The 21,340-nt window shown below is 55.1% G+C and carries 15 protein-coding genes; 12 read left to right on the top strand and 3 right to left on the bottom strand.

Translation table 11 applies throughout. The annotated features are described in order from the left end of the window. Nucleotides 1–159: 159 nt before the first annotated feature. Entirely contained in the window at nucleotides 160–1,305 is a 1,146-nt protein-coding gene (gene carA, locus STH12_RS11425; RefSeq protein ID WP_126167671.1) for a glutamine-hydrolyzing carbamoyl-phosphate synthase small subunit, read from the top strand. Nucleotides 1,306–1,329: 24 nt separating this feature from the next. Continuing rightward, on the top strand, nucleotides 1,330–4,560 hold the full coding sequence (gene carB, locus STH12_RS11420) for a carbamoyl-phosphate synthase large subunit (RefSeq protein WP_126167670.1): 3,231 nt from the start codon (nucleotides 1,330–1,332) through the stop codon (nucleotides 4,558–4,560). A gap of 121 nt (nucleotides 4,561–4,681) precedes the next feature. On the opposite strand, the gene STH12_RS11415 is transcribed toward carB, so the two are convergent. Beyond that, nucleotides 4,682–7,492 carry a TonB-dependent receptor domain-containing protein gene (locus STH12_RS11415; protein WP_126167669.1) on the bottom strand — a complete coding sequence of 937 codons (2,811 nt, stop codon included), beginning with the start codon at nucleotides 7,490–7,492 and terminating at the stop codon, nucleotides 4,682–4,684. Nucleotides 7,493–7,970: 478 nt separating this feature from the next. Between STH12_RS11415 and STH12_RS11410 the strand changes: the two genes are divergently transcribed. From STH12_RS11410 to STH12_RS11380, 7 genes are all read left to right on the top strand, one after another. Continuing rightward, nucleotides 7,971–9,920 carry a HAMP domain-containing methyl-accepting chemotaxis protein gene (locus STH12_RS11410; protein ID WP_126167668.1) on the top strand — a complete coding sequence of 650 codons (1,950 nt, stop codon included), beginning with the start codon at nucleotides 7,971–7,973 and terminating at the stop codon, nucleotides 9,918–9,920. Between the two features lie 217 nt (nucleotides 9,921–10,137). Further along, nucleotides 10,138–10,338: a hypothetical protein gene (locus STH12_RS11405; RefSeq protein WP_126167667.1), complete on the top strand. Its 201-nt coding sequence runs from the start codon at nucleotides 10,138–10,140 to the stop codon at nucleotides 10,336–10,338. A 209-nt stretch (nucleotides 10,339–10,547) separates the two neighbouring features. Next, nucleotides 10,548–11,129, top strand: coding sequence for a hypothetical protein (locus STH12_RS11400; RefSeq protein WP_126167666.1), 582 nt, complete (start codon nucleotides 10,548–10,550; stop codon nucleotides 11,127–11,129). A gap of 71 nt (nucleotides 11,130–11,200) precedes the next feature. Further along, entirely contained in the window at nucleotides 11,201–13,036 is a 1,836-nt protein-coding gene (gene secD, locus STH12_RS11395; protein WP_126167665.1) for a protein translocase subunit SecD, read from the top strand. 2 nt (nucleotides 13,037–13,038) lie between these two features. Further along, on the top strand, nucleotides 13,039–13,926 hold the full coding sequence (gene secF / locus STH12_RS11390; protein ID WP_126167664.1) for a protein translocase subunit SecF: 888 nt from the start codon (nucleotides 13,039–13,041) through the stop codon (nucleotides 13,924–13,926). A 189-nt stretch (nucleotides 13,927–14,115) separates the two neighbouring features. Further along, nucleotides 14,116–15,069: a polysaccharide pyruvyl transferase family protein gene (locus STH12_RS11385; protein WP_164551197.1), complete on the top strand. Its 954-nt coding sequence runs from the start codon at nucleotides 14,116–14,118 to the stop codon at nucleotides 15,067–15,069. Between the two features lie 226 nt (nucleotides 15,070–15,295). Then, nucleotides 15,296–15,898 carry a GNAT family N-acetyltransferase gene (locus tag STH12_RS11380; protein ID WP_237158866.1) on the top strand — a complete coding sequence of 201 codons (603 nt, stop codon included), beginning with the start codon at nucleotides 15,296–15,298 and terminating at the stop codon, nucleotides 15,896–15,898. 109 nt (nucleotides 15,899–16,007) lie between these two features. Here the strand turns inward: STH12_RS11380 and STH12_RS11375 are convergent, their stop codons facing one another. After that, nucleotides 16,008–16,772: an SDR family NAD(P)-dependent oxidoreductase gene (locus STH12_RS11375; RefSeq protein ID WP_237158597.1), complete on the bottom strand. Its 765-nt coding sequence runs from the start codon at nucleotides 16,770–16,772 to the stop codon at nucleotides 16,008–16,010. A gap of 105 nt (nucleotides 16,773–16,877) precedes the next feature. Here STH12_RS11375 and STH12_RS11370 point away from each other — a divergent pair, with 105 nt between their 5' ends. From STH12_RS11370 to STH12_RS11360, 3 genes are all read left to right on the top strand, one after another. Then, nucleotides 16,878–17,876 carry a LysR family transcriptional regulator gene (locus STH12_RS11370; RefSeq protein ID WP_126167661.1) on the top strand — a complete coding sequence of 333 codons (999 nt, stop codon included), beginning with the start codon at nucleotides 16,878–16,880 and terminating at the stop codon, nucleotides 17,874–17,876. A gap of 205 nt (nucleotides 17,877–18,081) precedes the next feature. Beyond that, complete coding sequence (locus tag STH12_RS11365) at nucleotides 18,082–19,791, top strand: cryptochrome/photolyase family protein (RefSeq protein WP_237158595.1); 1,710 nt, start codon at nucleotides 18,082–18,084, stop codon at nucleotides 19,789–19,791. Then, on the top strand, nucleotides 19,791–20,507 hold the full coding sequence (locus STH12_RS11360) for an SDR family oxidoreductase (RefSeq protein ID WP_126167659.1): 717 nt from the start codon (nucleotides 19,791–19,793) through the stop codon (nucleotides 20,505–20,507). Before STH12_RS11365 ends, STH12_RS11360 begins: the two co-directional genes overlap by 1 nt. 273 nt (nucleotides 20,508–20,780) lie before the next feature. On the opposite strand, the gene STH12_RS11355 is transcribed toward STH12_RS11360, so the two are convergent. Continuing rightward, the gene (locus STH12_RS11355) at nucleotides 20,781–21,275 is read right to left on the bottom strand and encodes a helix-turn-helix transcriptional regulator (RefSeq protein WP_126167658.1); all 495 of its coding nucleotides are present in this window, start codon (nucleotides 21,273–21,275) and stop codon (nucleotides 20,781–20,783) included. Nucleotides 21,276–21,340 lie beyond the last annotated feature (65 nt).

The following is a 21,340-nucleotide window of genomic DNA, read 5'->3' as shown; positions in this document are numbered from 1 at the left end:
CGGTTTTTTTATAATCTCTGACCGTACTGTATAGACGAAGCCAAGCTTCGCAGATATAATCATTGGAATTTGTCAAAATTTCGTGTTTTTGCGGAAAATTGGTAATTAAATCGACAAAATTCTTCAAATAACAATGACTTGGCTCTTTCGGAGGTCGCGTTGACAAAGTCTGCCTTACTCGTACTCGAAGATGGAACCCTGTTCTCAGGCACAGCAATAGGTGCAGATGGAATTGCTGTCGGAGAAGTTGTTTTTAACACTTCAATGACAGGCTATCAAGAGATATTGACGGATCCTTCTTATTCTCGCCAGATAGTTACCCTGACTTACCCCCACATCGGAAACACCGGTACCAACGATGAAGACACTGAATCCAATGGGGTTCATGCCTGTGGTCTCATCATTCGCGATCTTCCCCTAATCGCCAGTAACTTCCGTTCCACCCAATCCTTAAGTGATTATCTCAAAGCCAACAACGTCGTTGGTATTGCCGATATCGATACCCGCAAGCTGACCCGCATTCTGCGTGAAAAGGGCGCTCAGGCCGGTTGTATCCTGGTGGGTGATTTGGACAGCGACAAGGCACTGGCTGCGGCCAAAGCCTTCCCAGGCCTCAAGGGCATGGATCTGGCCAAGGAAGTGACCACTGCCGAGCGCTATCAGTGGCGCAAGGGCAGTTGGCGTCTGGAAGGCGGTCTGCCTTCAGATACCCCGGAAAGCGAACTGAAATTCAAGGTTGTGGCTTATGACTACGGCGTGAAAACCAACATCCTGCGTATGCTGGTTGACCGTGGTTGTGACGTGACCGTGGTACCTGCCAAGACTCCAGCCAGCGAAGTGCTGGCGATGAATCCGGACGGTGTGTTCCTGTCAAACGGCCCTGGCGACCCAGAGCCATGTGACTACGCCATTGCGGCAATTCAGGACATCCTCAAGACAGACATTCCGGTATTCGGTATCTGTCTGGGTCACCAGCTCCTTGGCCTTGCCAGTGGCGCCCAGACCCTGAAAATGAAGTTCGGTCACCATGGTGCCAACCACCCAGTGGGTGACGTTGAAAAGGGCACTGTGATGATCACCAGCCAGAACCACGGTTTTGCCGTGGACGAGGCAACGCTGCCAGCCAACCTCAAGGTGACCCACAAGTCACTGTTCGACGGTTCGCTGCAGGGCATTCACCGCACAGACAAGCCGGCGTTCAGCTTCCAGGGGCACCCGGAAGCCAGCCCAGGTCCACACGACTGTGCCCCGCTGTTCGACCATTTCATCGAACTGATTGAAGAGTATCGCAAGAACGCCAAGTAAGCCGAGCTGGAGAAGATTGAAGCAATGCCAAAACGTACTGACATAAAAAGTATTCTTATCCTGGGTGCTGGCCCGATTGTTATCGGCCAGGCCTGTGAATTCGACTACTCCGGCGCCCAGGCCTGTAAAGCCCTGCGCGAGGAAGGCTACCGCGTCATCCTGGTGAACTCCAACCCGGCCACCATCATGACCGACCCAGAGATGGCCGATGCCACTTACATCGAGCCAATCCACTGGGAAGTGGTACGCAACATCATCGCCAAAGAGCGTCCAGACGCCATTCTGCCTACCATGGGTGGCCAGACTGCGCTGAACTGTGCGCTGGAGCTGGAAGCCAAAGGCGTTCTGAAGGAATTCAACGTTGAGATGATCGGCGCCACTGCTGATGCCATCGACAAGGCTGAAGACCGCGCCCGTTTCGACCAGGCCATGAAGAAGATTGGCCTTGAGTGTCCACGCGCCGGTATCGCCCACAGCATGGAAGAGGCCTACGGCGTTCTCGACCTGGTTGGCTTCCCTTGTATCATCCGTCCATCCTTCACCATGGGTGGCTCGGGCGGCGGTATCGCCTATAACAAGGAAGAGTTCGAAGAAATCTGTTCTCAGGGTCTCGAACTGTCTCCAACCAATGAACTGCTGATTGACGAGTCGCTGATCGGTTGGAAAGAGTACGAGATGGAAGTGGTGCGTGACCGCAACGACAACTGCATCATCGTCTGCGCCATCGAAAACTTCGACGCCATGGGTGTGCACACAGGTGACTCCATCACTGTGGCTCCAGCCCAGACTCTCACCGATAAGGAATACCAAATCATGCGTAACGCCTCTATGGCGGTACTGCGTGAAATCGGTGTGGAAACCGGTGGCTCCAACGTACAGTTTGGTGTCAGCCCGACTACCGGCCGTATGGTTGTTATCGAGATGAACCCCCGTGTATCGCGCTCATCTGCGCTGGCCTCTAAAGCAACCGGTTTCCCGATTGCCAAGGTTGCCGCCAAGCTCGCCGTGGGCTTTACCCTCGATGAGCTGATGAACGACATCACCGGCGGTCGCACCCCTGCGTCCTTCGAGCCGTCCATCGACTACGTGGTAACCAAGGTGCCACGCTTTAACTTCGAAAAATTCGCCGGTTCCAACGACCGTCTGACCACTCAGATGAAGTCTGTGGGTGAAGTGATGGCCATCGGCCGTACTTTCCAGGAGTCGGTACAAAAGGCCCTGCGTGGTCTTGAAGTAAGCCGCAACGGTTTCGACCCTATCGTCGACCTGACCGACGCCGATGCTATGCAGAAAATTCGCCATGAGCTCAAAGAGCCGGGCGCTGACCGCATTTGGTACATTGGCGATGCCTTCCGCGCCGGTCTGTCTGTGGATGATATTTTCGCCCTGACCAACATCGACCGTTGGTTCCTGGTGCAGATTGAAGAAATCATCCAGCTGGAAGCCAAGGTGAAAGAACTGGGTGTTACCGGTATCGATGCGGACTTCCTGCGTAAACTCAAGCGTAAAGGTTTCTCCGATGCGCGTATGAGTGCTCTGCTTGGGATCAGCGAAGGCGAAATCCGCAAGCTGCGTGAGCGCTTCAACGTGTTCCCGGTTTACAAGCGTGTGGATACCTGTGCCGCTGAATTTGCCACCGACACCGCTTACATGTACTCCACCTACGAGGAAGAGTGCGAAGCCAATCCGTCCGACAAAGACAAGATCATGGTACTGGGCGGTGGTCCAAACCGTATCGGTCAGGGCATCGAGTTCGACTACTGCTGTGTACACGCCGCGCTGGCGCTGCGTGAAGACGGTTATGAAACCATCATGGTTAACTGTAACCCTGAAACCGTTTCTACCGACTACGACACTTCAGACCGTCTGTACTTCGAGCCAGTGACCCTGGAAGACGTACTGGAAATCGTGCGTATCGAGCAGCCAAAAGGCGTTATCGTGCACTACGGTGGCCAGACGCCACTGAAACTGGCCCGTGCCCTCGAAGCTGCCGGTGTACCTATTATCGGTACCAGCCCAGACGCCATCGACCGCGCCGAAGACCGTGAGCGTTTCCAGCAGGCCATCAAACGCCTTAACATGAAGCAGCCTGAAAACGATACAGTCACCACGGTTGAAGGTGCTGTGATTGCTGCCGAGCGTATCGGTTACCCACTGGTGGTTCGCCCATCTTACGTACTGGGTGGCCGCGCGATGGAAATCGTGTACGACGAGCAGGATCTGCGCCGCTACTTCAACGAAGCAGTAAGCGTATCCAACGCCTCGCCAGTACTGCTGGACCGCTTCCTGGACGATGCCACCGAGGTGGATATCGATGCCGTGTGTGATGGCGAAACCGTGGTTATCGGTGCCATTATGGAGCACATCGAACAAGCCGGTGTTCACTCTGGTGACTCTGCCTGCTCGCTGCCTCCTTACACCCTGTCCAAGGCGATTCAGGACGAAATGCGTGAGCAGGTGACCAAGCTGGCTTTCGAGCTGGGCGTAGTGGGCCTGATGAACGTGCAGTTCGCCGTGAAGGATAACGAAATCTACATGATTGAAGTTAACCCACGTGCTGCCCGTACCGTGCCATTCGTGTCCAAGGCCACCGGTGTGCCACTGGCCAAGATTGCCGCCCGTGTGATGGCAGGTCAGAGCCTGAAACAGCAGAACTTTACCAAGGAAGTTATCCCGCCTTTCTACTCAGTGAAAGAAGTGGTGCTGCCTTTCAACAAGTTCCCTGGCGTTGACCCGCTGCTCGGCCCTGAAATGCGCTCTACCGGTGAGGTAATGGGTGTGGGCGATACCTTCGCCGAAGCCTATGCCAAGTCTGAGCTGGCCTCTATCAAGGATGTTCCACGCTGTGGCCGCGCGCTTCTGTCTGTGCGTAACAGCGACAAGAAGAAGGTTGCCGACCTGGCCGCCAAGCTTTTGGAGCTGGGCTATGAGCTTGACGCCACCCACGGTACCGCCGTGGTACTGGGTGAAGCCGGTATCAACCCACGTCTGGTGAACAAGGTGCACGAAGGCCGTCCACACATTCTTGACCGCATCAAGAACGGTGAGTACGCCTATATCGTGAACACCACCGAAGGCCGTCAGGCCATCGAAGATTCACGCCAGCTGCGCCGCGCTGCACTGCGTTACAAGGTGAACTACACCACCACCCTGAACGCGGCCTTCGCCAACTGTGTGGCTCACAACGCCGACGACCGTAACAAGGTTGCTTCGGTGCAGGAACTGCACGAGCGCGTGAACAAAGCCCAGGGCTAATTGGCCACTAAGCCAACACGCTAAATAAAAAAGCCACCCAATCGGGTGGCTTTTTGTTTCAGGGTAGAAAAGTGTTGGGAGATTGGTTAGGAGCCCTGAAACCAGGGCTCCCCGAGCAAGGTTAGAACTTGTAGTTCACACCTACAGTGAAGCGCTGGCCGATTACATCGTAATAGGCACCGGCGTTGTAGGCGCCTGGCTGACGAGGTGGGGTTTCGTCAAACAGGTTGAGGATACCACCGCGAACCTGCAGATCGTTGGTGATGTTGTAACGAGCGGTCAGGTCAAACGTGGTGTATGAGGGAACCTCATTGTAGTTGTTCACGTTTGGAGCCCAGTCGTTATCCAGCACGCTGCTGTCTCTGTGGTTCATGGTCAGCACCGCAGAGAAGTCCTCGTAGGTATAGTCTGTGGTGAAACGATGACGCCAGCGAGGGAAAGCCTGCTCGCCACGCTCAACCACTTCGTCCTCAGCAAAACCGGTTGAGTTGAACTTACGCTCATCCAGGTAGGTGGTGAACAGGCGGAAGCCTATGTCACCAAAGCCGGTTTCAAGCTTGTAGTTCACTTCGATGTCGATACCGGCAGTTTCGCTCAGAGCCGAGTTAACAGGCTTTTCATAGTAGTTAACGATTTCATGGCTGACTGGGTCGCGTTCGATCAGCGGGCAGAACTGGTTGTCTACGCTGCTCGACTGGTAGCAGTATTTCACCAGGTTTGGACCGCTGAAGCTGTAGATCATATTTTCGATCTCAAACTTCCAGTAATCCATGGTGATGCTGAAGTTTTCAATGAAGCTTGGGGTATACACGAAGCCCAGAGTGATGTCGTGAGCCACTTCGTTTTGCAGATCTTCGTTACCTACGATGAAGCCTGGGCGGGTAGAGCCGTACCATTGTTCTGAAGGTTCGAAATCAGCAGGAATACCCTGTGCAGCACAGTTGGCCAGCACGTTATCCAGGTACTCTGGGTTGATCTGATTGCGGTAGCTCAAGGCACAGTAATCGCGCATGCTGCGATAGGTCTGGCCAGGTGGGTTGTATAGCTCGGCAATGTTTGGAGCACGTACTGACTTGGAGCGGTTCAAACGCAGACGCAGATCGTCATACACGCTCCAGTTCAGGCCGATTTTCCAGGCATCGTCGGAACCAGAAGTAGAGTAATCCATGTAGCGGTAAGCTGTTTCCAGTACTACATCTTGCATCAGGAATACGTCAGAAATCAGCGGAATAGACAGTTCTACCGCAGCTTCAGTTACGTCAAACTCACCTTCCATTGGCTGAGAGCTGTTGTTGAACAGCAGACCGGCGCGCATGGCTGGATCGGGCAGAGTATCAGAGGATTCTTTACGGTATTCAACCGAGAAAGCACTGGCCACAAAACCTGCTGGCAGTTCGAACAGATCGCCGCTTACAGAGGCACCGGCAGCGATTTGCTCAATGGATGAGCGGCGCAGCGCGTCGGTGGCAACCCAGTCATAAGCTTCCTGATCGTACAGACCACGGCCAAAGATGTTCAGTGGCAAACAGCCCTGGGCACGAGCAACTTCGTCGCGACAAACAATCTCACCGGCGTCGTTGCGCACCACATCAACGGCGCTCAGGAAACGCTGCTCGAACATTTCACCGTACCATTCGGTGTCTGCCTGCACGTGGCCGATAGTGGCATAGACGTCGTAGCCCCAGGTATCGGTCAGGCTGCCTTCAAAACCGACAGCACCGCGCAGAGTCGTACGCTCCTGGCTGTATTGACGGTTACCAAAGTCTGCGGCCAGATAGCCAACACCTACGCGATTACCGACAATAGCGGCTTCTTCAGGGGACAGGAAGGCGTTGTCGCCACGCAAACCGAAGAACAGGAATGCAGGAGAGCTTTCGCCATAGGCTTCTGAACGGGCTGCAGAAACTTCCATGGTAAATCTGTGATCATCATTGATGTCATAGTTCATGAAGCTGAAGAAGTTAATGCGGTCCAGCGGAGTACGCATGTAACCGTTTTCTGCAAAGCTGTAACCTTCACCGCCGAGGTAATCGATACGACCACTGGTCAGTGGTGGCAGAGGCTCACCCAGCTGTTGCAGGCGCAGGGTACCGTTGTCGTCAAAGGTGTAGCGCTGGCCGTCAGATGCACGGAAGCTACCAGTTTTGGTGTAAGAGGCCAGCACCTGTTCACCGTAACCCCAGAAAATTGCCTGAGGGTCGTTTTCAGTTTGCGCATCCTGGTTGCGAACCACGATAGGCGCATCGCGCAGGAAGTCACGGTCGAGGTAAGAGATCTGTCCCTGAGACGCAAAGCTCAGGTTAGCGATAAAGCTCGCTTTCTCACCTTCGTTACCCACGGTCAGCGAGGCGTATTTCTCTTCGCCACCGTCCTGTGAAGGTTGAGTGGTAGAAACATCCACAGCCAGGCCGTCAAAGCTCTTCTTGGTAACAATGTTTACCACACCGGCGATAGCGTCGGAGCCATATACAGCAGAAGCGCCACCGGTGGTGATTTCGATACGTTCAACCACGGCAGTCGGAATGTTGTTAAGGTCAACAGCACCAGAGCCTGGAGAGCCGGCTACGAAGCGACGGCCGTTTACCAGCACCAGAGTACGGTTCGAACCCAGACCACGCAGGTCAGTGTTGTTCAGACCACTGGCGAAAATGGTGTTGTTGGTGGTTTCTGGTGACAGACCAACCAGAGTGTTAGGCATTTTGTGCAGCAGGTCGGCAACGTTAACCACGCCAGCTTCTACCAGGCCATCACCGGTAATAACGGTAACTGGAGTCGGGGCCAGTTCACCGATACGCTTGATTTTAGAACCGGTAACTTCAATACGTTCAACAGGCTGTTCTTCTGCTGCTACAGCTGGAAAAACCAGACTGGTGGAAAGCGCCAAAATCCCCAAGCGCACTGCGTTTGCTGTCAATGATACAGAGTTCTTCATTACATCTCCTTGAACTTTATAGTTATGTCCGTTGCCAATTGAGCACGGTTAAGCTCGTGGCAATGGGCTGTTCCCGCAATGTTTCTGTGTGTGTTTCGTCTGTTGCGAAAATATTGCGGACTGTGCATATCAAATGAATTTCCTTAAACAATTCTTAAAACATGTAAATTCGGGCGGGATTTTCATCAGCAATGCTGGATAAGGGTGGAATAATTTCGATACAGACGGGCGGAGAAACGGCGGCAGGCATGATGTATAGGGTCATCAGAGTGCAAAACAAGCCTGTCATGCTGCCTGTATCAGACGCTCGATTGATTTTTGTGTTCGGGTGGCCAATTATATTTAAGAGAGGGTTACCAAGTTGTTGCAATGCTGCCAAAGGCTTGGGTGGCACCCTCTAGTTGTCGTGCAGTGCTGAACCCATCCGGCTGCCAGGGAAGGAGGTACGGAGTTTATAACCCTAACCAGGAGAACCCGTATGTTTTCCAGCCTCAGGCTCTCTCAGCAGCTCTATTACTCATTCGGTGCCGTGATTCTGCTTCTAATGGTGGTCACAGTGGCCGGATACCGTGGACTGACTCAGGGCTTTGATAACTTCACTGAATATAGGTTGCTGGCGCGAAGCTCCAACGCAGCCAGTGAAGCCGAAGCCACTTTGCTCCGTGCCCGGGTCGATGTCCTCAAGTACCTTAAAACCCCGGAAGATAAGGTTTATCAGTCATTTCAGACAAACATGGCTGAGCTCAATAAAGGCTTTGCCAAGGCCAAGGAACTGGAGCTTGATGCCGCCCGCGACCGTCTGCTGGCCCAGGCCGACGAACTGGTGAAAAACTACGCCTCTACCTTTGAAGCCGTTACCCGCGACTTTGCCGCCCGCAACAAGGTGGTACACGATGTATTGGACCCTACGGGGCTTGGCATGCGGGAAAAGGTGACCGATATCATTACTGCCCTGTATCAGGAAGGTGATTCCGAAGGCTTGTTTATTGCCGCAAGAAGCCAGGAAAAACTGATGCTTGCCAGGCTGTATGCTTCCAAGTTTCTGATTTCCAATAAAGAAGATGATTATCAACGGGCATTGCAGGAACTGTCAGCCCTCGATGGCACTGTCGATGGTCTTAAAAATACCGAAAGCGCGGCCGTGATTGCCGACAAGGTACAGAGCATAGATGAAGGCCGCGCCAAATACCGCGACGCACTTAAAGAGGTGTACGGCATTATTCAGGGCCGCAATAAGCGCATCAATGAGGGACTGAATGTGATTGGCCCCAAGGTGGCAGGGGTGCTTGATGAGTACAACAAAGCGATTCAGCAGCAGCAGGATGAGCTGGGCCCCCATGCGCAGCAGGAAAGTGAAGCAGCCATCAATACCGTGATTGTGGTATCCATAGCAGCGCTGCTGCTGGCCATTTGGCTTGCCATTACCGTAGTGCGCGCCATTCGTCGGCCTGTGGGTGGCGAACCCAGAGAAATGGCATCCATTGCCCGAGAGATCGCCGCTGGGAACCTGGGGCAGAACTTCCAGACCCAAGGCAGTACCGGTATTTATGCGGCCATGGCTGAGATGAATGACAACCTGCGCCGCATTGTCAGCGAACTCACGGAGGCATCCCGTACTCTGGGCGAGTCCTCCAGTGGCATGCTGGGCGTCACCGAAGAGAGCCGGGTCAACTCAGAGTCTCAGGCCGATCAATTGGCGCATACCGCCTCGGCGATGCAGGAGATGACCCACACTGTGGATGACATAGCCCAGAATGCCCAGCGCGCTTCGGAAATGGCCTCTGAAGCCGATCACCATGCTCAGGACGGCATGGGCGTGGTAGAAGACACCCGTCGCAGCATTATGGCGCTGGTGGACAATATCACCGATGTGAGCGGCATTATCGAGAACCTTGAGAAAGAAACCGAAAACGTAGGCTCTATCCTTGGGGTTATTCGCGGCATTGCCGAGCAGACCAACCTGTTGGCGCTTAATGCCGCCATTGAAGCGGCCCGCGCCGGCGAACAGGGACGCGGCTTTGCGGTGGTGGCAGATGAGGTGAGAAATCTTGCCAGTCGAACCCAAAACAGTACCGAAGAAATTCAGTCGCTGATTGGCCGCTTGCAGGCCGAGTCCCGCCGCTCGGTTGAATCCATGCGGGTCAATGTGACGGAAGCCACTCAAACATCAGAAAAGGCCAATAAGGCGATTGCTGCCCTGGGGGCGATTGCCGACTCTGTGATGGCTATCCGTGACATGAACCACCAGATTGCGGTTGCCGCCGAAGAGCAGGCCACTGTGGTCAACACCATTAACCTGAGTGTGGAAGAAATCAGCGTGCTGGCCCGCAAGAACGCCGAGGGCAGTGAGCAGGTGCAAAGTTCGGCCAATGGTATCAACGGAATATCCAGTAAACTCAGTGGTATAGTAGGGCGATTCAAGCTCTGATCCCCAAAGCCCCGACATCATATGGCTGGTCTGTCCTTTGTGATGTTGGGGCTTTTATTATTGGCGCGCCGCTGCAGGCGTGTTATCAACGACCTGTTAGCCCAACCTTTTTGATTATTTACAGGCCGCAGGTTTTGCTTGCACCAACGCAGTTTCTGGAGAAGCGTCGGCCCTTATTGATGGTATCCCGCCACGGATGCCTGGACGGGGAATCGCCATGAGTCTCAACAAACTTGCCGAAGCCAAACATTTGCTGGAGCAGCCCATGACCCTGGGTAACCTGAAACGCTTTCAGGTGCTGTGTCAGGGAATGGACGCCGAAACCGACGCTGTGCGCGAGCTGCGTGAACCACTCAAAGCCCGCGTGGCCGAAGATGAAGAGCTGTTTTTTACCGCACTCGAGCAGGGGCTGCTTTGACCGGCACTCAGTACAAGTGAGCTACCGCCAAGACGCCTGGCTTCAGCCAAGAACATAAAGCTTCAGCTGCGAAGCAGCTGCACGAGCCACGATATAGAGCCAATGTTTAGTGTTCGGTGCGCTCCCGGCTTACTGTTGTTTCGTGCCCATCCAGCACTTGATGTAATCTGCCCTTGAAAAGTGCCTGAGCGAGCCCCATATTAGCCACTATGAACGCCACCAAATCTGTCTTTGCCGCACTGCTATTTGTTCTCGGCCTGCTTTTCGCAGTCTGGGCGGGCGCGGTGCAGGCATCTGCCGCCGACCACTCGGTCGAGTCGGTGGCCTTATCCGGTGGACAATCCTGTGTTGAGCTTTGCTCTGATTTCGATGGCATTTTTTCTGAAATCAATGGCATTTTTTCTGACATTAATGGCACAAGCGGTGATAACTTGCCGGTGCATCTGGACCTCAGTGCCGCCACGCCGCTGGCCGCCAAGGTATTGGGATCGGGAAGTCATCACGCCGGCTCGTCACTGCCGCTTGGCAAAGATCTTAATATTCCCCGCTCGTTTCGATGGCAGGTGCTGCAAAGTCAGTGGCAGCGCGATTTTGCCCCCGAATATCAGTTGCTGTTCGAATTGGCGATGCCAAGCTCGCCCGAACTTGAGCCGGGACGGATAGAACCCAAGCCACCTCAGGTACAGTGGGTGCTTGGGCCGCAAACCGGTGGCACCTTGCGCCCCGGTGGCTGGAAAGACACCAATCTGCAATTCCGCTTTATCCAACAAGCCGATTTTTCTCTCGCTTAATCAGGCCTTTGGCCTGTCTGGGGCCGCGCGGTTTCGTCGCGGCTTGGACACAGATTTTGTGAGAGAACATCATGATTACCGATTCTATCCTCCAGCGTGGGCGGCAAAAGTCGTCTGCGCGTAAAAGCCTTAACCGTAATTCCCCCTGGCAGGTGCTCAGCCTGCTTATTGGACTGATTTTACTGGCATTGTCGGCCTTGCCGAGCTTCTTTGGTGAAGATGCCGCGCTGGTGGTGGGCAAAGATGCCTGGCTTGGGCCAGAGACCATCAGTGAGCAGCTTGGCGCTGCCAATATTGCCATTAAGCACATCAGCCGCGACGGCGATAATGTGCTGGTGGTGCTTGCCGAGCCGCAGCAGCAAATGCCGGCCCGAGCGCTGTTGTTGCCAACAGCCAGAGAAGCCTCAGCCATTACCCTGTCTATGGTGCCTGCCGCGCCCGAGTGGCTCAGTCGGCTCGGGCTTTCGCCGGTAAAACTCGGGCTGGATTTGCGAGGCGGGGTGCAGTTTTTGATGCAGGTGGATCTGCAACCTGTGTATGCCGCCCAGGGTGATGCCTTGTCGTCGGCTATCCGTGAACAGCTGCGTGCTCAAGGCAGCCGCGGCGTTGCGCTTTACAAAGACGATGCCAGCGGCGAGACGCCTGACGCCATCCGCGTTGCAGGCGATGAAGCTGGCTTGTCGCAGCTTAAAGTTTGGCTGCAACGCAGCTATCCACAGTGGCATATCAGCACCAAAGACGGTGCGCTGCATTTGCGCCTGTCCGATAACGAACGTCAGCTTATCCGCCAGCAAACCATGGGTGAAAACGTGCGCATTATGCGTGGCCGCATTGGTGAGCTTGGGATCACTGAAGCCGTGGTGCAGCGACAGGGCGACAGCCGCATTCTGGTGGAGCTGCCCGGAGTGCAGGATCCGGTTGCCGCCAAGCGGGTGCTGGGGGCAACTGCAAGCCTGGCCTTCTATGAGCTCAGCGACAGCCCCGGCGCGCAGCAAATGCCCTTCGGCGAAGGGCGTATCGGCATTGCCCGTCAAAGCGTGCTTGGGGGCGAGCATATTAAGGATGCCCGCGCTGGCAGCGATGAAATGGGACGCCCTTCAGTGAATATTGCGCTGGATACCGAAGGCGGCCGCCGGATGGCGGATTTTTCCCGTACGCACATTGGCAAGCCCATGGCCACCAGTTACAGCGAGTATCAGGCCACAGAGCAGGGCACCCGCAAGGACAGCCGGATTATTTCGGTGGCTACCATCACCAGTCAGCTGGGGAATCGCTTTTCTATCACAGGGCTTGGCAGCCATCAGGAAGCGCAGGAGCTGGCCATGTTGCTGCGGGCTGGCTCAATGACGGCGCCGGTGACCATCAAAAAAGAGCGCACCATAGGCCCAAGCCTGGGGGCGGAAAACATTCACAATGGCTTTGCAGCACTCACTCTGGGGCTGGGAGCCACCTTGCTGTTTATGGCGCTGTGGTACAGACGTCTTGGCTGGGTGGCCAATGTGGCGCTGCTGGCCAATATGATCATGTTGCTTGGGCTGATTGCCCTTATCCCCGGCGCTGTGCTCACCCTGCCGGGCATCGCCGGCTTGGTGCTCACCGTCGGTATGGCTGTCGATACCAACGTACTGATATTTGAGCGTATCCGCGACAAGATGAAAGAAGGGCGCAGCCTGGCGCTTGCCATCGACCGCGGCTTTTCCTCTGCCTTTGGCACCATCCTCGATGCCAACCTCACCACCATGATCACCGCGTTGGTGCTGTATGCCATAGGTAATGGTCCGGTGCAGGGCTTTGCCCTGACCCTGGGTCTGGGATTGGTGACTTCCATGATCACCGGCATCTTCTTATCCCGGGTGATTATCAATTGGGTATATGGCCGCGATGAGCGCAAGGCAGTGAGGATTTAAACATGAAAAATCAAACGTTAAGCCGAATTCGGTATCTGATGAGCGGCATCTCTGTGCTGCTGCTTTTAGCCTCTATGCTGCTGGTGGGGTTCAAGGGCTTTAATCTGGGACTCGATTTTACCGGCGGCGCCTATGCCGAAGTGGTGATGGCCCCCGACACCGAGCCCCGTACCCTGGAGCAAGCATTGACCCCAGTGATGGGCGCCAACCTGTCGGTGGTGGCCACCGAGCCTGGGCGATTTTTGATCCGTACCGGCGAGCCGCTGGATGAAGTCTCCCGTCCGGCGTTCAATCAGGCGCTGACATCCATCGATGCCGATGCGCGGGTGCTCGACAGTGACTCAGTTTCGCCGCAGGTGGGCGAGGAGCTGTTTGAGCAGGGCGGGCTTGCGCTGCTGGTGGCGCTGATGTGTATCCTCGGCTATCTGTCGCTGCGCTTTGAGTGGCGTCTTGCCAGTGGCGCCCTGCTGGCGCTGCTGCACGATGTGGTGTTGGTGCTGGGGGTGTTTGCCGTTACCGGAATGGAGTTTAACCTCACTGTGTTGGCGGCGGTGCTGGCGGTGCTGGGTTATTCGCTCAACGACTCCATCATTATTGCCGACAGGATGCGCGAGCTGATGATTGCCCGTCCCCATGACAAGTTGGCTGACATCAATAACGCCGCCGTGGTGCAAACCTTCTCCCGCACCATGGTCACTTCGGGCACCACGCTGATGACGGTCGGTGCCCTGTGGCTGCTGGGAGGCCCGGCGCTGGAGGGGTTTGCCACTGCCATGGTGATAGGCATAGTCACCGGCACCTTCTCGTCGATTTCGGTCGGTACCGTGCTGCCGGAGCTTTTGGGTCTTACGCCCCAGGCGCTGGCCAAGCCGGTGCATGAATCGCCCTGAAAGCGCGATTGAAAGCAAGCAGGCTGCCCTGTGGCGGCCTGTTACCAATTGATGCAGTTGCGCTGGATCTATACAGCATCAGCAGCTTAGGAGTAGCTAGGTTGTGAGCAGTTTGGTTGCTTGTAAGTCAAAGGTTTGAGTCTTTTGGTTAAATGGCATAGCATGCGAAAAAACTTTGCTGGACATGTCATGCAGTCTGTTATCGATTATTTTGCCGAACACCAGATAAACGACTTTGTGTTTATTCCCAATCCGGGCAACGCCGGGGATTCGCTTATCAATGCCGCCACCTTTCAGGTATTTGATGAAGCAGGCCTGAACTATCAGGTCAGAAGCCCCCGGCAGTTGTACAAAGCCATTTGTGCCGGACACAGCATGGACGCCCTGCAGCTGAAAGACAAAATCGTGGTAATGGGGGGCGGCGGCGCCTTTACCTCCCAGTACCGTTATTCTGCGACCCTGGTGCAGGCGATCCACTCGGCCGCCAGGCGCTTGATATTACTGCCCTGCACCGTGGAGGGGCATCAGCAGCTCCTTGGCAGCCTGGGGGCCAACGTCACCATTTTCTGCCGCGAGCGCATCAGTCTTGCCCATGTTCAGCGCCATTGTGATGGGCCCGAGGTATTGGTGCACCACGATATGGCATTTTTACTGAATGTACCCTGGCTGCTGTCACAGCCGCTGCAGGGCATCAGTCTGCGAAAGCGGATCCGGCTCTATTTCAACCGCCGTGGCATGGCAGCGCTCAGGCAGCGCAGCGGTAATGAGGTGCTCAATGCCTTCCGTTTGGATGTGGAGTCCTGCGGCCGCGCTATTCCGAAAGACAATAAAGACCTGTCGCAGCTGTTTTCCCTTGGCAGCCAAACCCGGGCGCAAAACCTGTCGTCGGCCAAAAGCTTGCTGTCGGAGGTTAATCAGTTTGAGCGGATTAAAACCAACCGCCTGCATGTGGGAGTGGCCGCTTTTCTGCTGGGTAAGCGCCTCGACTTTTACGCCAATTCTTATTTTAAAAACCGCGCCGTGTATGAGTTGTCTATCGCAGGGCGAGATGGGGGCAGGGTGAGCTTTATCGACTCCCCCGCAAAAGATACAGCCGCTGCTGAAACAGCAGCGAATGGGGCTGAGACCGGCACAGCAGCCTGAGTTTCCATACCGCAAAACGGCAGCCCTGGGCTGCCGTTGTTGTTTCAGCCGTTTAAGGGTTACCATGGCCAGCACATAGCCGCTTTTACATCGGCGTTAACAAGGTGGGAAAACAGCGGGCAGAGGTATTTCTCCCTGCACCTACCGACAAAAAGTAATCAGGGAATGGATATCAGGGAATGGGTACAAAAGTGACTTGGGATATATGGGGGCTACTGTGAGCAGCATGTCCGGCACCGCTGTCAACAACAGCATTACCAACACCGCCAGAACAAAGCTGGTGGCCGTGACTGCCGCCGATGAGCCTCTGCTTCAGGTTCTAAGTGAGGCTTTACCGGCGATACTCACCCCTGAGGTATGTCTGCATTTGCCGCCGAATTTTTCAGATATCGGCTCTGCAGCCAAGGCAAGAGCGCTGCTGGATGAGATGTTATCTCAAAGTCAGGTCACTGCTATTTTTGTCAATCTGGACGATAAGCAAGACGCTAACCCACTGGCTGGGCTTATCTTTATGCATATCGACGCGCAAGAGTCGGCGAGCGGCGCTTCCGAGGCGCACCTGGGTTACCTGTTGGCGGAGCGCTTTTGGGGCGGCGGCATCGCCAGCGAATGCCTGAGCGCCTTTGTCGCTGAGGTGACAAAGTCGGCCCCGGTGAACACCCTGGTGGCCGGGGTCGAGGTTGGCAATCTTGCATCTATCCGATTGCTGGAAAAACTCGGCTTCAGACTGCAGGCCAGTGACAGCCAGAAGAACAGTGATAGCCAGCAGAGCAGAGACAGCCAGCAGGCCACGCTTCACTACGCTCTGGACCTGCGCTGTCACGGCTAGTCCTTTCACAGCGAGTCTCGTAACAGCTAGTCCCGCCGTTTTGAACTGGCTTGGCGATTCTCTGCTTTAACGCCTGGATCTGTACTGGCATAGGCTGCCACTCACTCTCTCAGAGGCAGTAGCCGCCATCTATGGTGAGGCTGGTCCCTATTACCCCTTCGGAGCCGGGAGACAGCAGGAATGTCAGTCCCGCCAGCATCTGCTCAGGTTGCAGGAAACCGCCAAAGGCTGTGGCGGACAGCTGGTCGCCAAGGCCGTCAATCTGCTGTTGGCTGAAGCCGGCCTTTTGCTGAATTTCGGTCAGAGTCACCCCGGGGCGCAGGCTGTTGATGCGAATGCTCCGCGGCGCCAATTCCAGGTTAATGGCAGCCACCGCCGCTTCGAAGGCGCCTTTGCTGGCGCTGTAAATAGCGGCACCGGCAAAGCCTTTTTCAACCGCAATGCTGGAGGTATACACCACGGACGCGCCCTGGTTCAGCAGTGGCAGCAGGGTTTGCAGGGTAAATAGCGGCCCTTTGAAATTCACCTGCATGGTTTCTTCAAACATCGAGTCTGTCATATCGGTAAGGTCAAACGGCTTGAAAATCCCGGCATTGAGCAGCAGGGCATCGAGGCGGATTTGGCACTCTTCCAGCGTGTGCATAAGCCTCGGTAAATGCGATACATCAGCGCTGTCGGCCAGCACGCCCAGCACCTTTGCCCCTTTTTGCTGTGCCAGCAGCTGACTAACGGCATCATCGAGCCTTGCCTGATTGCGGCCGGTTATCACCAGCTGCCAGCCGAGTTTAAGAAAATGGCTGGCGGCGGCATAGCCGATGCCTGAGGTGGCGCCGGTGATCAGCAGTGTTTTTTGTGGGGCTTGTTGTGTATCCATGGGGTTCTCCTGTGGTGTATTGAGCTGCTTTTCAGCATACTTAAGCCTTGGCGCAAGGATTAGCCCCCAACTGGGCAACACAATGATTCCCAAAGGTAAACACTGATGTATGAGCCTGTTTTTACAGCGGATGTTAGCGATGACAGCAACAGCATCGCACCCGCACAGCCGCCCCAATCTCCCATTAAACCGCATCTTTTGCACCAGCAGTTGCCGCTGATTTATGTGTTCAGGCTGGTGGCTGAGCTTGGCAGTTTTCAGGCGGCGGCCCACAGGCTGGCGTTGCCACGCTCTTCTGTCAGTAAAAAAATTGCGGCGTTGGAAGACTTTTGCGCCGAGCGCCTGTTTGCCCGTCATACCCGGGCACTCAAATTGACCGATGCCGGTGTGGCCTTGCTCAATGCTACCGATGGCCTGTCGCAGCTGCTGGCCCAAACCGAAAACTGGTTGGTGGGTCAGCAAAGGTCACTTTCAGGCAGAGTAAAGCTCAGCTGCTCGACCTTGCTTGCCGCCGAATACCTGATGCCAAGGGTGATTGAACTGCGGCGCCTCTATCCACAAATCAGCCTGGAGCTGGACTTTCGCGACGAGCTGGTGGATTTGCTCGATGAAGGGGTGGATATTGCCATTCGGGTGGGCAAGCTGCCGGATTCGTCGCTGGTGGCAAAAAGGGTTGGGCTCAAACGCTTTGGCTGGTATGCAAGCCCCGGCTATCTTAAGCAGCGAGGCGTGCCAGAGGCACCTGAGTCTTTAAGCGAGCATGATTGTATCGTGTATCGCAATCGTCATTTGTGTATGGATTTGTGGCGGTTCAGTGGCCCCGACGGGCGAATCAGCGAGCACAGGGTTAGTGCCGCAATACTTTCAAGCGACAGCCGCAGCCTGCTGGAGCTGGCGCTGGCCGATCAGGGAATTATCATGGCCGACCGCCTGCTGGCCCGCCGCTACCTAGGCACCGGCCAGTTGGTGAGCCTGTTCGATGAATGGCAACATCCTGAAACCCAACCTGTGCATCTGGTTTGCCTTGGCCGCAATAGCCGCAGCCGCGCTGCAGAAACCCTATGGGAGCGACTGGCTGAATGGCTGCAAGCAGATTTGGCCTGAACAGGCTTGGCCTGACCTGTTTGTTTTGAACAGGCTTGGCCTGTGCTGCGGAGCGCTTTGGTGATCGATATCAGCCGCTGGTTCGTAATCTTTGCTGACTGCCACGGCTTTTGCCATCGCCTTTGCCTTTGCGAACGCCTTTGCACAGGTTGTGATTACCCTTTGTCGTGGCCTTTCTTTCCCAGCCGGAATGAGCCACAACCCGATGTTACCCCAAAGCCCCAAGGGCGATTTTAAGTTCCATACGCTTCGATTACTCCTTGGCGATCAGCTGGGGAGTCACCACTCCTGGTTCAGTCAGCGCGATGATGGCGTGCTCTATCTTATTGCTGAGCTTAAGCAGGAAAACAGCTACGTTACCCATCATATCCAGAAGGTGTGCGCCTTTTTCGCGGCCATGGTGGACTTTGCCACAAGCCTTAAGGCAGCGGGTCATAGGGTGCTGCACCTCACCCTGGACGACAGCGCCGAATTTGTCGACCTGCCAGCGCTTTTAAGCCATGTGCTGCAAATAACAGCTGCCGGTCGCTTTGAATATCAGCGCCCCGATGAGTATCGGCTGCTGTTGCAGCTTGGCAGCTTTGAGCCGCCTGGGGTGCAAGTCGAGATGGTGGAAAGCGAGCACTTTTTACTGCCGTTTGATGAGATAAATGCGCTCTTTCCCAAAGGTAAACACATACTGATGGAAAGCTTTTATCGGCGGATGCGAAAGCGCTTTAACATTCTGATGGATGGTGCCAAGCCCGTCGGTGGTCAGTGGAATTTCGATGCCAGCAACCGCAATAAATTAAAAGCGCCCGACATTGCAAACTTGCCGCAGCCTTTGCAGTTTACAAACGATATCAGCGAGATAGTCGCGCGCCTGCAGCGCCATGGCATTGTTACCATCGGCAGTCTTAAGCCCGGAGCAAGGCAAAGCTTCGCAATGGAAAGTGAGTCATACGCCAGTGGCGACCTCTTCGCCACATTCGCTGAGCCAGAACCAGAACTTGAGTCTGAACATGCCTCCCGGGCCACACCACACACACTGCTGTGGCCCATCAATCGCCAGCAAAGTCTGGCCCTGCTGGCTCATTTTTGCCGTTACTCCCTGCCGCAGTTTGGCCGTTTTCAGGACGCGATGACGGCAAACCATCCGTCCGCCTGGAGCCTTTACCACAGCCGCTTATCCTTTTCGATAAACAGCAAAATGCTGCATCCGGCCGAGGTGATAGATGCCGCCATCAGCGCCTTTGAGGCCTGCGGCAATGATGGAGCAAGCGGCGCAATCGATATGGCGCAGGTAGAAGGATTTGTACGGCAAATTCTTGGCTGGCGGGAATACGTGCGCGGTGTCTATTGGGCCAATATGCCGGATTACGCCAATCTTAACGCCCTTGGCGCTCAAAAGCGGCTGCCGCACTATTTCTGGAGTGGCGATACCCGCATGAACTGTATGCGCCGCGCCATAGGGCAATCACTGGATTATGCCTATGCCCATCATATTCAACGGCTTATGATCACCGGCAATTTTTGCCTGCTCACCGACATCGACCCTACGCAGGTGGACGATTGGTATCTGGGCATCTATGTGGATGCCATTGAATGGGTCGAGATGCCCAACACCCGAGGCATGGCGCTGTTTGCCGATGGCGGCATTGTGGGCACCAAACCCTATGCCGCCAGTGGCGCCTATATCAACAAGATGAGTGATTACTGCCAGGACTGCCATTACAACATCAAGGCCAAAAGCGGCGCGGGCTCATGCCCCTTTAACAGCCTGTATTGGCGCTTTATGGATAAACATAAAGAGCGCCTTGGCGCCAACCATCGGCTGGGGATGATTTTCGCCAGCTGGTACAAAATGACTGAGTCGCAGCGCAGCGCGATTCTGGCCACGGCCGAACAGTATATTGCCGACCTGGAGCGACTGTGATGAAGATTTTGATTGTGGGCGGCAGCGGCGGTATTGGCAGTGCCATGGTCAAAGAGGCGATGGCAAGGTTTCCAGATACCGAGGTGCACGCAACTTTTTACACAAGAAGCATTCCGCCCAACAGCGAGCAGATTCCCGGTGTTCGCTGGCACAGGCTCGATGTAACCGATGAGGCCGAAATTCAGGCACTAAGCGCAAGCTTTGACAGTTTGGACTGGCTTATTAACTGCGCAGGTATGCTGCACACCGCCAGCAGGGGGCCGGAAAAGTCCCTGTCGCAGTTTGATGCGGATTTTTTCCTGCACAATATAAAAGTGAACGCCTTGCCTTCTTTGCTGCTCGCCAAGCACTTCAGTGCAAAATTAAAGTCCAGCGCTGCGCCGCGACTGGCGGTGCTTTCCGCCAAAGTTGGCAGCATCAGTGATAACCGCCTGGGCGGCTGGTACAGTTATCGGGCCTCCAAGGCGGCACTCAATATGCTGATTAAAACCCTGGCGGTGGAGTGGCAGCGCAGCCTGAAACAGGGCGTGGTGCTGGCGCTGCATCCCGGCACCACCCAAACACGCTTATCCGCGCCGTTTCAGGCCAATGTACCCGAGGGCAAGCTGTTCTTACCCGAGCGGGTAGCGGCTGATTTAATTACCATTATTGCCAATGCCAAGGTTAGCGACAGTGGCAGCTTCCTTGCCTACGACGGCACAGCGCTTTGTTGGTGAAGGCTTAGGGAAGGTGCGAACAAGTCGTCGCACAGCTCTGGCTTTGATAGCAGCGACAGTTCAAGGCATTCAACTGAGGGCATGCTGAGGCCTGCTGAAGTTGAATAACGCCGAAATGGTGTTGCTATCAAAGCCCCAGAGGGCGTGGCTTACAGCGGTATCTGCTGCGTTACAGCTCTTGCGAAGGACTAGGGCCATTCGCTGCGAACTGTGCCTTGCATCTATCCACTCTAAGCACACGCAGAGCAAGCACGGGACTTATTCGCACCTTCCTTAGAGAAAATCCTCAATAAACCAGGCGGCAAAGCCATGTCTGCCGCTGACTCCGGCCTTTTTGTACACCGCCGAGGCCTGCTGGCGAATGGTCTTCTCGGCGGTGCCACGCAGCAGGGCAATTTCTCTCAGTGACAAGCCCTTAAGTAACAGCAGCCCCACTTCTTTCTCGCTTTGGGATAGCTCCCAGCGCTGAAATTGCAGTGCTATCACCTCCGATAATCTGTGCCTGACATCTATCAGGCCTTCATCCTGTGGCAGCGGCAGATTGCGGGCTTCATCCAGCGCCTGTTTCAGCGCCGCTATCTCAGTCTTTTGCCTATGGTGGCTGTTTAAGATCCAACCCAACATCAGGGTAGCCAGCAGCAACAGCGCGCCTTCCTGAAACAGGTGCGCCCTGGAAGCCCCTTGGCTTAAGTCGGCATAAAGATCCTGACCACTGGCAAAAATCACCAATAGCAGCAGCCCTATGGTCAAGGTGTCGCGGTTTGGCATTGGTTGTCCTCAATTCCTCTGTTATCGCTGTTTTGGCCAGATTTTTGGCTCTTTGATGTATCCGG

Origin of the sequence: Shewanella khirikhana (assembly GCF_003957745.1) — a bacterium.
Classification (GTDB): domain Bacteria; phylum Pseudomonadota; class Gammaproteobacteria; order Enterobacterales; family Shewanellaceae; genus Shewanella; species Shewanella khirikhana.
Note: the sequence above shows the minus strand (reverse complement) of the source record. Positions and strands in the feature narration are given on the sequence as shown.